The organism is Brevibacillus sp. SAFN-007a (assembly GCF_051967035.1).
Taxonomy (GTDB): Bacteria; Bacillota; Bacilli; order Brevibacillales; family Brevibacillaceae; genus Brevibacillus.
This window is the reverse complement of the sequence record NZ_JBQCKK010000005.1, coordinates 145,260-160,464: the sequence shown is the minus strand read 5'-3', so window position 1 is coordinate 160,464 and position 15,205 is coordinate 145,260. Positions and strand designations below refer to the sequence as shown.

General features: G+C 54.9%; 17 protein-coding genes. 13 read left to right on the top strand and 4 right to left on the bottom strand.

Going from position 1 to position 15,205, the window contains the following annotated elements; all coding sequences use genetic code 11:
- Positions 1–16: 16 nt before the first annotated feature.
- Entirely contained in the window at positions 17–1,306 is a 1,290-nt protein-coding gene (locus ACTHO6_RS08695; RefSeq protein WP_440241150.1) for a CapA family protein, read from the top strand.
- Between the two features lie 13 nt (positions 1,307–1,319).
- Here ACTHO6_RS08695 and ACTHO6_RS08690 read toward each other — a convergent pair whose 3' ends face one another.
- Positions 1,320–2,393, bottom strand: coding sequence for a hypothetical protein (locus ACTHO6_RS08690; RefSeq protein ID WP_440241149.1), 1,074 nt, complete (start codon positions 2,391–2,393; stop codon positions 1,320–1,322).
- 112 nt (positions 2,394–2,505) lie between these two features.
- Here ACTHO6_RS08690 and ACTHO6_RS08685 point away from each other — a divergent pair, with 112 nt between their 5' ends.
- The gene (locus ACTHO6_RS08685; RefSeq protein WP_440241148.1) at positions 2,506–3,660 is read left to right on the top strand and encodes a class I SAM-dependent methyltransferase; all 1,155 of its coding nucleotides are present in this window, start codon (positions 2,506–2,508) and stop codon (positions 3,658–3,660) included.
- Positions 3,661–3,673: 13 nt separating this feature from the next.
- Here ACTHO6_RS08685 and ACTHO6_RS08680 read toward each other — a convergent pair whose 3' ends face one another.
- Together ACTHO6_RS08680 and ACTHO6_RS08675 are read right to left on the bottom strand one after the other, a co-directional pair.
- Positions 3,674–3,940, bottom strand: coding sequence for a DUF2626 domain-containing protein (locus ACTHO6_RS08680; protein ID WP_440241147.1), 267 nt, complete (start codon positions 3,938–3,940; stop codon positions 3,674–3,676).
- Positions 3,941–4,103: 163 nt separating this feature from the next.
- Positions 4,104–4,802 carry a helix-turn-helix transcriptional regulator gene (locus ACTHO6_RS08675; RefSeq protein WP_440241146.1) on the bottom strand — a complete coding sequence of 233 codons (699 nt, stop codon included), beginning with the start codon at positions 4,800–4,802 and terminating at the stop codon, positions 4,104–4,106.
- Positions 4,803–5,124: 322 nt separating this feature from the next.
- Between ACTHO6_RS08675 and ACTHO6_RS08670 the strand changes: the two genes are divergently transcribed.
- The 3 genes from ACTHO6_RS08670 to ACTHO6_RS08660 all read left to right on the top strand — a co-directional run bounded on the left by ACTHO6_RS08670 (position 5,125) and on the right by ACTHO6_RS08660 (position 7,244).
- The gene (locus ACTHO6_RS08670; protein WP_440241145.1) at positions 5,125–5,502 is read left to right on the top strand and encodes a Spx/MgsR family RNA polymerase-binding regulatory protein; all 378 of its coding nucleotides are present in this window, start codon (positions 5,125–5,127) and stop codon (positions 5,500–5,502) included.
- Positions 5,503–5,702: 200 nt separating this feature from the next.
- A complete protein-coding gene (locus ACTHO6_RS08665; protein ID WP_440241144.1) occupies positions 5,703–6,461 on the top strand; it encodes an enoyl-CoA hydratase/isomerase family protein in 759 nt (252 codons plus the stop codon).
- 141 nt (positions 6,462–6,602) lie between these two features.
- The gene (locus tag ACTHO6_RS08660; protein WP_440241143.1) at positions 6,603–7,244 is read left to right on the top strand and encodes an RsfA family transcriptional regulator; all 642 of its coding nucleotides are present in this window, start codon (positions 6,603–6,605) and stop codon (positions 7,242–7,244) included.
- Between the two features lie 70 nt (positions 7,245–7,314).
- Here the strand turns inward: ACTHO6_RS08660 and ACTHO6_RS08655 are convergent, their stop codons facing one another.
- Entirely contained in the window at positions 7,315–7,782 is a 468-nt protein-coding gene (locus ACTHO6_RS08655; RefSeq protein ID WP_440241142.1) for an N-acetyltransferase, read from the bottom strand.
- A 283-nt stretch (positions 7,783–8,065) separates the two neighbouring features.
- Here ACTHO6_RS08655 and ACTHO6_RS08650 point away from each other — a divergent pair, with 283 nt between their 5' ends.
- The 8 genes from ACTHO6_RS08650 to ACTHO6_RS08615 all read left to right on the top strand — a co-directional run bounded on the left by ACTHO6_RS08650 (position 8,066) and on the right by ACTHO6_RS08615 (position 15,133).
- A complete protein-coding gene (locus tag ACTHO6_RS08650) occupies positions 8,066–9,412 on the top strand; it encodes an acetyl-CoA carboxylase biotin carboxylase subunit (protein ID WP_440241141.1) in 1,347 nt (448 codons plus the stop codon).
- An 18-nt stretch (positions 9,413–9,430) separates the two neighbouring features.
- Positions 9,431–9,643: a biotin/lipoyl-containing protein gene (locus tag ACTHO6_RS08645; protein WP_440241140.1), complete on the top strand. Its 213-nt coding sequence runs from the start codon at positions 9,431–9,433 to the stop codon at positions 9,641–9,643.
- A gap of 52 nt (positions 9,644–9,695) precedes the next feature.
- Positions 9,696–10,628 (top strand): hydroxymethylglutaryl-CoA lyase, encoded by a 933-nt coding sequence (locus ACTHO6_RS08640; protein WP_440241139.1) that lies wholly within the window; start codon positions 9,696–9,698, stop codon positions 10,626–10,628.
- The gene (locus tag ACTHO6_RS08635; protein WP_440241138.1) at positions 10,625–11,398 is read left to right on the top strand and encodes an enoyl-CoA hydratase-related protein; all 774 of its coding nucleotides are present in this window, start codon (positions 10,625–10,627) and stop codon (positions 11,396–11,398) included. Before ACTHO6_RS08640 ends, ACTHO6_RS08635 begins: the two co-directional genes overlap by 4 nt.
- Before the next feature lie 17 nt (positions 11,399–11,415).
- Positions 11,416–12,954, top strand: coding sequence for an acyl-CoA carboxylase subunit beta (locus ACTHO6_RS08630; RefSeq protein WP_440241137.1), 1,539 nt, complete (start codon positions 11,416–11,418; stop codon positions 12,952–12,954).
- 208 nt (positions 12,955–13,162) lie between these two features.
- Positions 13,163–14,125, top strand: a complete 963-nt coding sequence (locus ACTHO6_RS08625) for a ketopantoate reductase family protein (protein ID WP_440241136.1) — start codon at positions 13,163–13,165, stop codon at positions 14,123–14,125.
- Positions 14,126–14,524 carry a DUF3397 family protein gene (locus tag ACTHO6_RS08620; protein WP_440241135.1) on the top strand — a complete coding sequence of 133 codons (399 nt, stop codon included), beginning with the start codon at positions 14,126–14,128 and terminating at the stop codon, positions 14,522–14,524.
- 51 nt (positions 14,525–14,575) lie between these two features.
- The gene (locus ACTHO6_RS08615; protein WP_440241134.1) at positions 14,576–15,133 is read left to right on the top strand and encodes a helix-turn-helix domain-containing protein; all 558 of its coding nucleotides are present in this window, start codon (positions 14,576–14,578) and stop codon (positions 15,131–15,133) included.
- Positions 15,134–15,205 lie beyond the last annotated feature (72 nt).

Here is a 15,205-nt window from a genome sequence, read left to right as displayed (position 1 = left end):
AAAGGAGCTAGTAGCTATGAAGGGTGTATGGAGCAAGTGGGTCATTCTGGCAGCGGTCGGCTGTATGAGTCTGGTCGGATGCGTCCCGCCAGGCGCCCCGGATCAGCAAGCCTCCAGGGCTCCGGTCCAGCATGTGCCCCCGGCTGATCCCGCCCCCTCGCCGACGCCGAAGGACGAGACTGCCGACACAAAAAATGTACGTACACCTGCCCCTTCCCCGGAGGAAGCGCCTTCGCGTTTTCCGGAACAGCGCCTTTCGCTGCTCGCTGTCGGGGATATCATGGTTCATCAGGAGCAACTGGACGCCGTCTGGAACCCGATGGACAAAACCTACGATTTCAAGCCGTTTTTTCCGTACGTCACCCCGCTGTTTCAAGAGGCAGACTGGGTAATCGGCAATCTGGAAACGACGATGAGTGGCAGCCAAGCCCGCTATTCGGGATATCCCCGGTTCAATTCGCCGGAATCGCTTGCGCAAGCATTGAAGGAAGCAGGCTTCACCGCGGTAACGACCGCGAACAATCACGCGATGGATCGGAAGGAGCAGGGCGTGCTGCAAACGATTCGCCATCTGGATCAGGCGGGAATCTTGCACACCGGGACGTTTGCCAGCGCCGAGGAACGCAACGAGCCGCTCCTGTTGAGCAAGAACGGAATTACGCTCGCCCTGCTGTCCTATACGTACGGGACGAACGGAATCCCCATCCCGCCGGAGAAGCCGTATCTCGTCAACCTGATTTCGCCGGAGCGGATGAAACGAGACATAGCCCGGGCGAAAGAAAAAGGTGCGGATCTGATTGCCGTGGCCCTGCATTTCGGAGTCGAGTATCAGCGGATGCCCAATGCGGAACAAATCCGGGTGGCGGAGCAGTGCCTGACGTACGGCGCCGATCTGATTTTGGGCGCTCATCCTCATGTCGTGCAGCCGTATGAGTGGAAGACCGTCAAGCGGGAGGACGGCACAGCGCATACAGGGCTGATCGCCTATTCGCTCGGGAACTTCATCTCGGCGCAGCGCTGGGATTACAAGGATGTAGGAGCGATTCTCAAGCTCACCCTGCACAAGGACGAGTTCGGCAAAGCGAGCATCGAGCAGGCGGAGCTTATTCCGACCTACGTTCATTTTTTTCGCAAAAACAACAAGCGCCATTACGTCATCTATCCCGTCGAGGAAACGCTGGCAGGGCTTGCGCGCGGGGAAACATACCCGACTTTGACCAAAGAGGCGATTCAGTACATGAAGCGCCTGCAAAAGGAAATGCCGGTTCACGTGAATACGGCCGTGTCCAGAACAAAAGCCAGCTAATCGGTAGCTGGCCTTATTTCTTTCCGAAGCCGAACGGCAGATTCAGCTTCAGTTGAAGTTTCAGTTCTTCGTTTTGCAGGCTGATGCCCTGCACCTGGATGTTGGGCGAGATCAGCTCGGGATAGAAGCCGAGGTCGTATGCTTTTTCCATCTCGTCGACTGTCGCCTGCGGCAACGCGAAGCCGTCGAAGTACAGCTCGCTGATGTGGAATTTCAACTGGGTGGGCGAGACGAGCTCGTAGCTGCCGACAAGGCGAAGCTCCATATGGTCGTAGGTGCCTTCCACGATCAGCTTGTTGTCTTCAAAGGTGAAGCGGGACTGCTTGAACAACTCGTCCTTTTCCATCAAAAACTGGTTGAATTCACTTTGCTTGATCGTCAGCGTATGGTTGAACAGGCCGTCCGACTGGATGCGATCGAAGGTGGCCAGCTCTGGCACTTGCACCATCACCTTGGCCAGCATGCCAAAAAACGTCTGAAAAGCGGGCAAGCCGCGCTTTTCCCAGTCATCAACCAAGTGATTCATCAATGCTTCCACGGCAGTCGGGTCGTCCAGCTTCTCCACGTTTTTCGCTTTTTCCGCCTGGATGGCGAGCATCTCTGCCAACTGCTGCTCGTATTTTTGGCGAAGATCGCGGAGCAGCGCCAGCCGGTTGTGCTTGTCTGTCTGCATGGCAGCAAGCTTCGTGCGCTCGTCATGATACGCCTGGAGCCGATTCATGTCGTATTCGTACAAGAGCTGATAGAAATCGACCATCACTAATAGCTGATTGAAATTTTCAGCATGAAGCAGAAGAGTCAAAAGATTGGCGCGTTCCCCCGTGTAGTAAGCCCGTGCCACCTCGCCGGCATGGCGTTGCATCGCTTCGATCACGAGCTTTTGACGCTGCAGGTCGAGATCGATTCGGGCGATATCCCGATAGGTCTGCGTCTCTTCTTCCTTGAGCAAGGTGAGGGTTCGCTCCAATTCTTTTTGCGTGAAGTGCTGTTGCAGGATCAACTGCTCCAGCGGAATCGCAGCCTCTTCCTGAGCGAACACGGTCAAGGGACATACAAGCAGGAACAAAACGAGCAGAAATTTGCGCATGGTTTCACCTTTTGGTTCATGATGGAAATCGCTTGCCTTTCCACATTGTATGACTTCTTTTTTTGTATTATAGCTTGAGCAGGTTGAATTTGGATACCAGGAGAAGAAGCGGATGGAGATAATTGCACAGATTCGCCACGAAATCGAAAGTCAGGAGGGACGCGCCATTTCGTTCGCGCGCTTTATGGAATTGGCGCTCTATCATGACTCTCATGGCTATTATATGTCGGACTTGCCCAAGGTAGGCAAGGATGGCGATTTTTTTACCAGCGCGACTGTACACGCGGTGTTTGGAGAGACGATGGCGGATGCGGTGAGCGAGCTGTGGCGTGCAGTAGGGCTAAAGCAGCCTGTGCTCGTTGAAATCGGCGGAGGGACCGGATCGCTGTGCAAAAGCATGCTGGGACGGATACGCGAGACCGAGCCGGACGTGTACAAGCGGCTCAAGGTCGTTCTCATCGAAGCAAGTCCGTACCACCGGAGAAGACAGGAGGAAGTGCTGCGCGAGCATGAGGTGGCAAAGGTGTGGTACGCTTCGCTCGACGAAGCGGCTGCTGACGGAGCCGTCGAAGGTGTCGTCCTGTCCAATGAGTGGCTCGATGCTTTTCCCGTACATATCGCAGAGCGGACGAAAACAGGCTGGAAGGAAGTAGCGGTGACCTACGCAGAGGGACGCTTTCGTGAGGTGCTGCGGGAGCCGAGCGCTCCCTTGCTCGCTGCTCTGGCTGAAATCGAGTCAGCGGTGCCGATTCCCTCCGGCATGCGGATCGAAGTGAACCTGGGGCTGAAACAGGCGGCAGAGCAGGTAGGACGTCTGTTGGCCAACGGCTTTGTCGTGACGATTGATTACGGCGACCGCGAAGAAGAACTGTACCATCCGAGCCGAAAAAAAGGAACGCTGATGTGCTACCATCGTCACCAGGCGCACGACAATCCGTACATCCACGTCGGTGAGCAGGATATGACCGCGCACGTGAACTTTTCCGCCTGGAGCCGCTATGGGGAAAAAGCAGGCTTGCAGGAGGTCGCTTACATGCGGCAGGACAAGTTTTTGCTTCAGTGCGGTCTTCTGCACAAGGCGGTCGCGCATCAGGATACGGACCCGTTTGCCAGCCAGGCGATGAAGCGCAACCGGGCGATTTTGCAGCTGATCGATCCTGCCGGATTGGGCGGCCGCTTCCGGGTCATGGTCCAGCAAAAAGGCAGGGAACGACATCCCACTGCCCTGCCCGCATTTCTCATCAATAAAAAAGATGCTCGCGAGTGAGCATCTTTTTTGCTTACATCATCAGTTGCAGGAAAGCGTGTTCTTGCGGTCCTACAGGCATCACGAAGAAGGTGTAGTACGTGAACCCCACAAACGACAGGAACATGAAGCCGAAGAAAATGTTGAGATAGACCCGCTCAGTCAGGCTCATGTAGCTCAGTGCCACAAAGAATGCAGTCAGACCGAAGAAGATGAGCGACATGGGGTACAGACCGCCCCAGAATGCCATCAGCGCGATGACAATGGTCCAAAAACCAAGCACGCGATACATACGATCCATTTATTTTCCCCCCTTTTTGCCTAGATCGGTAAGATTTACAAGATTCCTCCCCCATTATATCGGACAGGCGAATGCGTGTAAACGATAAAGCCATGGCGGTTTTTTGACGCGCCGAGAAGCGCAGGAAAAAGCCGGGCGTTCAAGGGAGGGCTTTTTCGCTTTGTCAGAACTGGATGACGGTATAGTTGCACGATTTGCAGCCCCGAATCATGGAGTCATCCTCACGTAATTCAATGTTCCCCAGGTACGTTTCGAATATTCCCATCAGAAGAGCGTTGTGCATCTGGCAGACAGCGCTCGGATATTTCTTGGCGGTGTCGGAAAACGTGCAGTTGTTCACGCGAAAACGAAGCATGCCGTCTTCCAGCTTTTCAATGTCCGGTCTCAAGCCCTGCGCCACGACGAGGCGATGGATCAGGTGCAGTTTTTCTTCCAACGTAGCCGTTTGCAAATTCAATCCGCTTTGGGCAATCGACCGCTTTGCCATCTCCGTACCCATGCGATGCCCCATGCGGATAAGAGCGGCTTCGCCCGCTTCACCGAGCGACAGCAGACTTTCGATCGCGATATCGGCCAGCAACTGATAGTCGCGCGGTGGGAACTGCAGGCTCACCACCTGTTCAGACAGGGAATACAATCGACTGGGACGTCCTCCTTTGCCGCTTTTGTCCGAAACGGCCGTGAGCAGATTCACGTCCTCCAGCTTGGTCAGGTGCAGACGCGCTACATTCGGATGAATGGAAAAGCGGTCTGCGACTTCTTGAACCGTGATTGGCTCTTTGCTGTACGCGACAAATTGGTAAATGGAAAAACGGGTGGGGTCTGCCAAAGCACTGGTTAACTTCTGCGCATCTTGGTCCATGCCGGATACCCCTTTCTCAAGCGTGCAAGCCTTGTTCAACCTGTGTTTGAAAAAATTTCACATCGTCATAAGTGTAGCCGATTTTGTTTAGCTTGTTAAGGTGGCAGTGTGCTAGAACAGCACATCCCCCCTTTTTTCGCCTAGTTTTTAGATTAACTACTATTGACATAGTGTTTATTGCAGATTTATAATCTGAAGTAAGGAAAGAATTTTTATTAGCTTACTTTTTTCAAGTAAATAGCTCCACGCAATTAACGGAGCAAACAGCAGTATCCAGGACAACCACAAATGAATGGGAATAGATGAGACGGAGGGGTAACCGATGGCAGTTGCTGAACGTACACGCACACAAAAATTGACGTTTTTCACGTATCCGAGCTGCACATCCTGTCGCAAAGCCAAAGCTTGGCTGGCAGAGAATGGCGTCAGCTATGAGGAGCGTCACTTGTTCAAAAATCCGCCGACAGCCGAAGAGCTGCTCGACATCATTAAAATGACGACAAACGGACTCGACGAAATTTTGTCGACCCGAAGCCAGCGCTTCAAAAACCTGGATGTGGACATCAACGACATGTCCGTAAAAGAGTTGCTGGAGATGCTGAGCGAGGAGCCGCAGCTGTTGAAGCGTCCGATTCTCACCGATGGCGAGAATCTGATCGTCGGCTTCAATTCATCCGCGATGAAAAACTTGCTGTCGTAAGAAAAGGAGAAGGCGCAGGCCTTCTTTTTTTTGTGTGTGGAGAAACATTTTTGTGTGCAGAAACAGTCCTGGCGGCGCGCGGGCAGCCATGGTTTTCCCCATCGAACGGCAAGGCCACGTTTTCTTTCGCCGATAGGATTTTCGCGGACGACACGGTACAATAGAGCCAATACACTCGACGAAAAGGATGGGGACTGTTCATGGACACTGTACGGATCGAAAAAGAAGCCGGGATTGCCACGCTTACGCTCAACCGCCCTCATGTACATAACGCGATCAGCATGGAGCTGGTGGAACAGCTGCACCAGGCGCTGGCGGATTGCCAGGCGGATGCGGAGGTAAAGGTGATCGTGGTCACGGGCACAGGCAAAAGCTTTGTATCCGGCGGCGATTTGAACCAGTTCATTGCGGCCAGAGGACATAAACAGGCGTACCCGCTGCTCAGCAAGGTGGCGGACCTGCTGTCTCGTATCGACCAATGCACGAAGCCGGTCATCGCCATGGTGAATGGCGCGGCGGTAGGCGGCGGGTGCGAGTTTGCCGGGGCGTGCCATTTCCGCTTCGCCAGCGAGCAGGCGCTGTTTGGGTTCGTGCAGATTCGCATGCATATTACGACCGGCTGGGGTGGAGGAAGCCGTCTTCTGGACCTGCTCCCGGAGTCGAAGGCACTGGCGCTGTTGCTTCCAGGCGAAAGGCTTTCCGCACAGGAGGCCAAGGCGTACGGCTTCGTTGACGAAGTCTACCCGCACGAGCAGCTCGCGGACGCCGTGTACGCTTTTGCGCGAAAAATCGCCGCGCAGCCGCTTGTCGGGATCGAGGCGTACATGCAGCTCGTCCGTTGGAAGCGGGAAGGGCTTGTGCGCGAGGAGCGCATCAGGCGGGAAGTCGATCAGTGCGCGCGGCTCTGGGGCAGTCCCGAGCACGTGTCCGTCGTCCAAAAGTTCCTCACCAAGCAGTAGTTCGAGCCGATTCGGGTTCTTCTCGTTTAAATATTTATTTGCTTGGACATACTTTTTCTAGTAGAAAGCGATTCTACAAGAGTAGGGAAAAGCATAGGATGAACTACATCATCCTTTTTAAAGGTAACGGGAGGGACTCATATGGTAGCTTCCAGACAAGACGCATGGACCGAAGATGACGATCTCGTGTTGGCGGAAGTCACCTTGCGCCACATACGCGAAGGCGGCACACAGCTAGCCGCATTTGAAGAAGTGGGTCAAAGGTTGGGCAGGACTGCAGCGGCGTGCGGATTTCGCTGGAATAGTTGCGTGCGCAAACGTTACGATGCAGCAATCTCGATTGCCAAGAGTCAACGACAGCAATTGAAAAAAATGGGGCGGATACAAGCGTCGGCCGCAGTGGCCGAGACGGACGCCGTGTTGTTGCCGCAAAGGCAAGCGACAGCAGTCCCACAGACGCAAGGCCCCAAGCAGGAGACAGTGGCAGAGGAGCAGATCGAATCCGTGATTCGCATGCTCGTCAACCAAAAAGAAATGGCCCGACGCTTGCGACAATTGGAACAAGAGTTGGAAGGAAAAGATTTGGAGTTAAAAGAATTGAAGGAAGCGCACGAGCGTGCCAAAAAAGAGCTGGAACAGGTACAGGGGGTAAACGACGACTACCGCGCCCTCGTCCAGATCATGGATCGGGCGCGCAAGCTCGCCTTTTTGCAGGAAGAGGAGTCCGCCAAAGCCATTTTTAAAATGGATGAAAATGGGAATTTGGAACGGGTGGAAAAATAAATGGAAGTGCTTTCAACAGAAAAAAGAAGCGGTTTTTCCTTCCGCTTCTTTTTTCGTATCGAACGAGGAGCTAGTCTTGCAGCTCCACGTTTTCTGGCAACCAGACGTATGGATTTTCGCCACGGTCGCGCATCGGATTGTACTTGACAGGGGTAAAGCCCATTTTCAGCCAAAATTCGTCCGCACGACAGCGGGAGTTGGTTTTGATAGGAGCGCCAAAGCTTTTTGCGTGGTTAACCAGAGCTGTCCCGTAATCTTTGCCACGGTAATCAGGCAGGACTTCAAGCTTCCATAGCTCGTAGTAATCTTGGGCCGGCTTGAAATAACGATCGTATTTCCCGTCGATTTTATAGAGGCTCATGCGTGCTACCAGAAGATCGTTGTCATAAATCCCATAAAATGGAGATTCCGAATCGTTCTCCACGATGTTCGCCTCCAGGTCTTCCTTCATCGAAAGCTCCTCCAGGCCAAATTCGCGAAACTTTTGGAATTCCTCCAGTGTCTTGTAGTTGATCTGTAAACGTCTTACTTCAAACATGGTTAGCCACTCCTCTCACAGCTCTTTGCCTTGGCCAGCTTCGGCCACTCTCCTTTATTATACACAAGGATTGAATTTTCCGAAGCGTTTTCTTTGATTCATCTAGGAATTGACAGGAACTGATTGCGCTTCCATGGAAAAAATTAAAATTTCTTTCTAGAACTATGTTCATTCTCATGGCAAAATAGAAGTAAGCATGAGAAGCATGATAGGAAACAAACCGAGCAGACAATTTGGAAACGCTTTCGATTGGAGTCGGTTTGTCAAAGAAGGGAGCGTTGCCATGCGCAAGGTATTGATCGCCAACCGTGGGGAAATCGCCAGAAGGATCATTCGCACCTGCCGCGAACAAGGAGTCGCGACTGTCGCCGTCTATTCGGATGCCGACCGCGACCTGCCGTTTGTCCGCGAAGCAGACGAGGCCGTCCATATCGGTCCGCCGCCAGTGCCGCACAGCTATTTGAACGTGGAGGCCATCATCGCGGCTGCCAAGAGCACGAATGCCGATGCCATTCACCCCGGCTACGGACTGCTTTCGGAAAACGAAGCGTTCGCGAGTCGCGTGTTAGCGGAAGGACTGATCTTCATCGGGCCTTCGCCGAAAGTCATCGGGCAAATGGGTGACAAACTGACCGCCCGCAAAATCATGCAGGAGGCAGGCGTCCCTGTCGTGCCAGGCTGCGAGGAATCGCTTGCGACCGTGGAAGAGGCCGCAGCCAAAGCGGCAGAAATCGGCTATCCGGTCATGCTGAAGGCCAGTGCCGGCGGCGGGGGAATCGGGATGCAAATATGCCGGGAGGAGTCGCAGTTGCTTCAAGCCTATCAGTCGGCAAAAGGCCGCGCCAAAGCGTATTTTGGCAACGACGCGATGTACGTGGAGAAGTACGTGGAGCGCCCGCGACACATTGAGGTGCAGATTGCCGCGGACAACGACGGCAACGTCATTCATTTGCTGGAACGCGAATGTTCGATCCAGCGGCGGCATCAAAAGGTGCTGGAGGAAAGCCCGTCGCCCTTTCTCGACCCTGCCACGCGCGCGAAGCTGTGCGAAGCAGCCGTCAAGGCCGCGAAGGCGGTCGGCTACACCGGTCTGGGCACGGTCGAATTTATCGTAGATGAAAACAAAAACTTTTACTTTTTGGAAATGAACACGCGCTTGCAGGTGGAGCATGCGGTCACAGAAGAGATGACCGGCTACGATCTGGTCGCCATGCAGCTTGCCATCGCGGATGGACACCCGCTGGCCATCACGCAGGATGACGTGCTGGCGAAGCGCCACGCGATTGAGCTGCGCGTCTACGCGGAGGACCCTGTGACGTTTTTGCCATCGCCAGGGACGATCAGCTTGTATCAGCCGCCTGTTATGGAACATGTGCGGATCGACGACGGGGTGGAGTCGGGAACACAGGTCACGCCGTTTTACGATCCGATGATTGCCAAGGTGATCATCTCGGGGCTGACCCGGGAGGAAGCCGTCCAGAGAGCGCAGGAAGCGCTAAACAATTTTTTGATTACTGGTATTAAAACGAACATTCCGTTTTTGCAGGAAGTGTTGGCGGATGAGCGATTCCGGGCGGGAGAGTACACCACCTGGTTTATCACGGAGCGCCAAACCAAATCCAACCACTAAGCAAGGAGAGGGTCATTGATGAAACAAGTAACCGCAAACATGGCAGGAACCGTCATTTCCGTATTGGTGCAGCCAGGAGACACCGTCAGCGACGGCCAGGATGTCGTCGTGCTGGAATCGATGAAAATGGAAGTGCCGGTCCAGTCGCTGGAAGCCGGCAAAGTCGTGGAAGTCAAGGCGAACGTCGGGGATTTCGTCAACGACGGCGACATTATCGTTGTACTCGAATAGATTTTGTTCACTTCCAAACTGAGCGGTCGCTAGGAAAGGGGGCGGGATGAGCGTGAAGGTGCAAATTGTAGAGGTTGGCCCCCGTGACGGGCTGCAAAACGAGAGTGCCATCCTACCAGCAGAAGCGAAAATCACCTTGATTCACAAACTGCTGGAAGCAGGACTTTCGCGGGTCGAGGCAAGCTCCTTTGTCAACCCGCGCTGGATTCCGCAATTGGCTGACGCGGAAGAAGTGCTGCAAGGGATTTTGCCTGTAGTCAAAGAAGGGGTGCGCATCAGCGCCCTGGTGCCCAATGTGCGCGGTCTGGAGCGGGCGCGTCAGTGCGGTCTCGATGAAATCGCCCTGTTCATGTCCGCTTCGGAGAGCCACAACCGCAAAAATATTAACAAAAGCATCGCGGAAACCTTCCCCGTGCTTGCGGAAGTAGCGAAGGAAGCGCTCGCCCTCGGGATGCGGGTGCGCGGGTACGTCTCCACTGTGTTCGGCTGTCCGTATGAAGGGGACGTCCCTGTCGACAACAGCCGGAGAGTAACCGATGCGTTGCTTTCGATGGGCGTGTACGAGGTTTCGCTTGGAGATACGATCGGGGTGGCCACGCCGAAGCAGGTACACGAGATTTTTGCGGTGCTTGTGACAGATGTTACGACCGAGCGCTTGGCCGGGCATTTTCACGACACGCGCGGAACGGGTCTGGCGAATGTGGCGGCGGCGCTCGAAGAAGGAATCCGCACGTTTGACAGCTCGATTGGCGGCCTGGGCGGTTGTCCCTACGCCCCCGGAGCGGCGGGCAACATCTCTACCGAAGATCTCGTCTACATGCTGCACGGCATGGGCTACGAAACCGGGGTCGACCTGAATCGGTTGACGGAGGCAGGCGCCTACATTCAGGAGCAGTTGGGCAGGGAGCTGCCCTCGAAAGTGCTGAAAGCCAACCTGGCCAAGCGCCAGTTGGAGGAGCATGGGGAGAGAGGAAGGGCTACATGACGATTTCTTACCAAAAAGAGGGCATGGTCGGTATCGTGACGATTGACAGGCCGGACGTTTTCAACTGCCTGAACCTTGCGACATTGACGGAGCTGAGACAGCTTGTCAGAGAGGTGGCGGGCGATCGCAGCACGCGCGTCGTGATCGTGACAGGGGCCGGAGACAAGGCGTTTTGTTCGGGGGCTGACTTGAAGGAGCGGCGCGGCATGTCGCCTGAACAGGTCGAGCACTACATCCGGACGATCCGCGACACGTTCACGGAACTGGAAAAGCTGCCGAAGCCGGTCATTGCCGCCATCAACGGATTGGCGCTCGGCGGAGGCACAGAACTGGCGCTCGCCTGCGATCTGCGGCTGATGAGCGATCAGGCGCAAATGGGCTTGACGGAGACCTCTCTCGGAATTATTCCGGGAGCGGGCGGGACGCAGCGCCTGCCGCGGTTGGTGGGCAAGGGCATCGCCAAAGAGCTGATTTTTACCGCGCGGCGCGTTCAGCCGGACGAGGCGCTGTCGATCGGGCTGGTCAACCGCGTCGTACCGGCGGATCAGCTGATGGCTACAGCGCTGGAGCTGGCCGAGCAGATCGCGGGCAACGCTCCGCTGGCGCTCGCGCAGGCAAAGTTCGCGATTGACTGCGGGAGCGAGGTGGAGCTGGGAGCCGGGCTCTTGATCGAGAGCAACGCCTATCAGCTGCTCGTTCCGACCAAAGACCGCCTGGAGGGGCTGGCAGCCTTTGCGGAAAAACGAAAACCGAACTATCGCGGAGAGTGACGAGGGGGAGTAAGCCGATGAGCAAACATTTGGAAGAGATATTGCAGGAAAAGATCGCGCAGATCCAGCAAGGCGGAGATGCCAAGTACCACGAAAAGCTCAAGGAGCAAAACAAGCTGTTTGTCCGCGATCGGCTCAAGCTGCTGTTCGACGATGAATTCATGGTCGAGGACGGACTGTTCGCCAATGTCATGGCAGGAGATTTGCCGGCAGACGGCGTCGTGACCGCCATCGGAAAAGTCAACGGTCAGACCGTATGCGTCATGGCCAACGACTCTACGGTCAAGGCAGGCTCCTGGGGTTCGCGGACGGTGGAAAAAATCATCCGCATTCAGGAAACGGCAGAAAAAATGCGCGTGCCGCTGATTTATCTGGTGGACTCCGCAGGGGCGCGGATCACGGATCAGCTGGAAATGTTTCCGGGCAGACGGGGAGCAGGCCGGATTTTTTACAATCAGGTGAAGCTGTCGGGAAAAATTCCGCAGGTGTGCATCCTGTTCGGTCCGTCCGCGGCAGGCGGAGCGTACATCCCGGCCTTTTGCGACATTGTGATTATGGTCGACAAAAACGCGAGCATGTACCTAGGCTCCCCGCGCATGGCCGAAATGGTGATCGGGGAAAAGGTGACCCTGGAGGAGCTGGGCGGCGCCCGGATGCATTGCTCTGTGAGCGGCTGCGGCGACGTGCTGGCCGCCAATGAAGAGGAAGCGATTCGGGCGGCGCGCACCTACCTGAGCTTCTTTCCGGCCAACTACACGCAACAGCCTCCGCTGGCAGAGGCCAAAGGCCCTGTGGAAACCGCCAAGGACATTGCCAGCATTGTGCCGGAAAATCAAAACGCGCCCTTCAACATGCACGACATCATTCACGCATTGGTCGATGCGGACTCGTTTTTCGAGATCAAAAAGCTGTTTGCTCAGGAATTGATTACAGGTCTTGCCCGTTTGGACGGCAAGCCGATCGGCATTATCGCCAATCAGCCGCGGGTGAAGGGCGGCGTTTTGTTCGTCGACTCGGCCGACAAAGCGGCGCGGTTTATTACGCTGTGCGATGCGTTCGGCATTCCGCTTCTGTTCCTCGCGGATGTCCCGGGCTTCATGATTGGCACAGCGGTGGAGCGAGCGGGCATCATCCGTCACGGGGCGAAAATGATCTCCGCGATGGCGGAAGCGACCGTGCCGAAAATTTCCGTCATCGTGCGCAAGGCGTATGGAGCAGGGTTGTATGCGATGGCCAGCTCGGCCTTCGAGCCAGACGCGTGCATCGCCCTGCCGGGAGCGCAAATCGCGGTGATGGGTCCGGAAGCGGCCGTAAATGCTGTCTACAGCAACAAGATTCAGGCGATTGAAGATCCGGCAGAGCGCCAGGCGTTCATTCAGGAAAAACGCAAAGAGTATCAAGAGGACATCGATCTGTACCTGTTGGCCTCCAACCTGATCGTCGACGCGATCGTTCCGCCGAGCAGCCTGCGCCAGGACCTGATTGCCCGCTACGAGATTTACAAGCACAAGCGGCAAGTGTTCTCCGAGCGCAAGCATCCGGTGTATCCTGTATAAGAGGGAATAGCAGTAGACTGTCGCCTTTGGGCGGCAGTCTTTTTTGTACAGACAAGAATTTATAAGATTCTTATCCAGTATCCATGCAAGCAAAAGAAGCAACAGGGAATTTTTCGATAATTGCGATCTTTTTTGTTCCAATCAATTGAACAATCTCCTAAACTCTGCTATCCTTATAAAATAAGTATTGATTAATGTAGGTGAACAAATGCAGCCAGTAACAAGCGATTTGCAAGTAGTCGTGGTGGGCGGCGGTTCCGTTGGTTTGCTGTATGCAGCAAGGCTTGCGCTCGCTGGACAGTCTGTGACCGTCGTCACGCGCAGTTCACTACAGGCGAATCAACTCAGGGAACAAGGACTGTGGTTTACGAGCCTGGACGGCCAAAAAACGAAGGTGACGGTACCTGCCCAACCAATCGAAGCCGGCTTGCCAGCGGGAGATTTGTACCTGCTCGCCGTCAAACAGCCTGATTTGCCCGCGCTACTCCCGGCGCTTGCCGGATTGAACCGTTCTGCGCGTGTCATCGCGCTGCAAAACGGGATGGGGCACCAGGAGCTGCTCGCCGATGTGCTGGCGGATTCGCAATGCTTTTTCGCCATCCATACGGAAGGAGCCAGGAGGCATTCTCCGACGGAAGTGGAGCATACCGGGACGGGCACCTTGCGCGTCGGACCCTGGCAAGAGAGCGACCGCACAGATTCCGTGATCGCTTCCTTTGTCGAAGGGGCATCGGCTGCGGGGATGACGGCGATCTATGAAAAAGCGATCGAACCGCATGCGTGGAGAAAGCTGCTCGCCAATGCCTTGATCAATCCGCTCACGGCCTTGTTTGAAATCCCGAACGGGGCGCTCCTCGACAGCCCGTATCCACAAGGGCTGATGCGCGAATTGTTTGAGGAAGCCGCGCAGGTAGCCGCATTCGCCGGACAAAAAATCGGGGAAGCCGATTGGCAGGATATTGTCACCATTTGCCGAAATACATCCCGTAATCTTTCCTCCATGCTGCAGGATGTGAAGCGGCACAGACCGACGGAAGTACAATCCATCAACAGCTATCTCGTCCGATTGGGCAAAGAGGCCGGGATTCCTACTCCGTTGCACGAAACCTTGCTTCGCGTTATGTTGCTCAAATCAGGCATGGGAAGAGGGAAGGAGGGGAGGCGACAGTAGATGGCCATGTGGACAACTTTCTGGTCCTATTTTTGGGGGACGCTGACCGTAGTGCCATTCTTGGGATTTCCGCTGGTCTATGCGATCGTGTACATCGCGAAGCGGAACAAGAGATTGGCAGGTCGCTGGGCGGTGAATATCACGAATTTTTTGGTGATTCGCTCCGCTGTTTCCGCCTACGCGCTCATCTGGCCAGAAGCAATGTCAGCATGGTGGTGGGTTAGCTGCTTTTTCCTGGTAGCGATTGTGCTGTTGGGGTGGCTCCAGGTGAAGCTGAAAGGAAAACTCTCCCTGAAAAAAGTCGGAATTTCCGCTTGGCGGTTGTCGTTTCTCTGGTTTGGACTTGTCTACATAGTGCTGTTTGCGACTGGCATAATCAAGACGATGGATGTCGTGTAACGCACTGCTATACATATCGTATTTATTCCGATAAGAAAGAAGGTTGGAACTATGCGACTTCCCATCGAGAGCATCGGACACAAGATTCGGATGATTCGAAAAGAACGTGGATTTACGTTGGAGATCATGGCAGGGAAAACGGGGCTTAGCAAAGGGCTGCTCAGTCAGGTGGAGCGGGGAATTTCCCAGCCCTCGCTGGACTCGCTGTGGAAAATCACAAAGGCGCTGGAGTCCCCGATCATTCATTTTTTCGAAGACATTGATCAAAAGCAAGTACACGTGACACGTCAGCAAAAGCGCAGACAACTGGTTTTTCCCGAATCGACAGGCACGTATTCGCTGCTCTCCATGGGAGGGAGCGCCAAGCTGGGCATGCTGGAGGTCCGTCTGATGCCGGGAGAAGTGGTCAAGGACAAATTCGTCCAGACCGAAGGCGAGGAGTGCTTCACAGTGATTGCGGGAAGCGTAACAGCGCGGTTCAACGATGAGGAGCACGTACTGGAGACAGGCGACAGCATCTCGTTTGACAGCAGCAAGTCGCACGAGATTGAAAATACCGGCGAGGTGGAGGCCGTGCTGATCTGGTCGGTCACGCCGCCTCAATTTTAAGAAAAAAAGCAGCGCGACACTTTGACAACCCATTTCGGCGGGTTGTCTTGTTTTTTGTGGATGGCTGGCGTG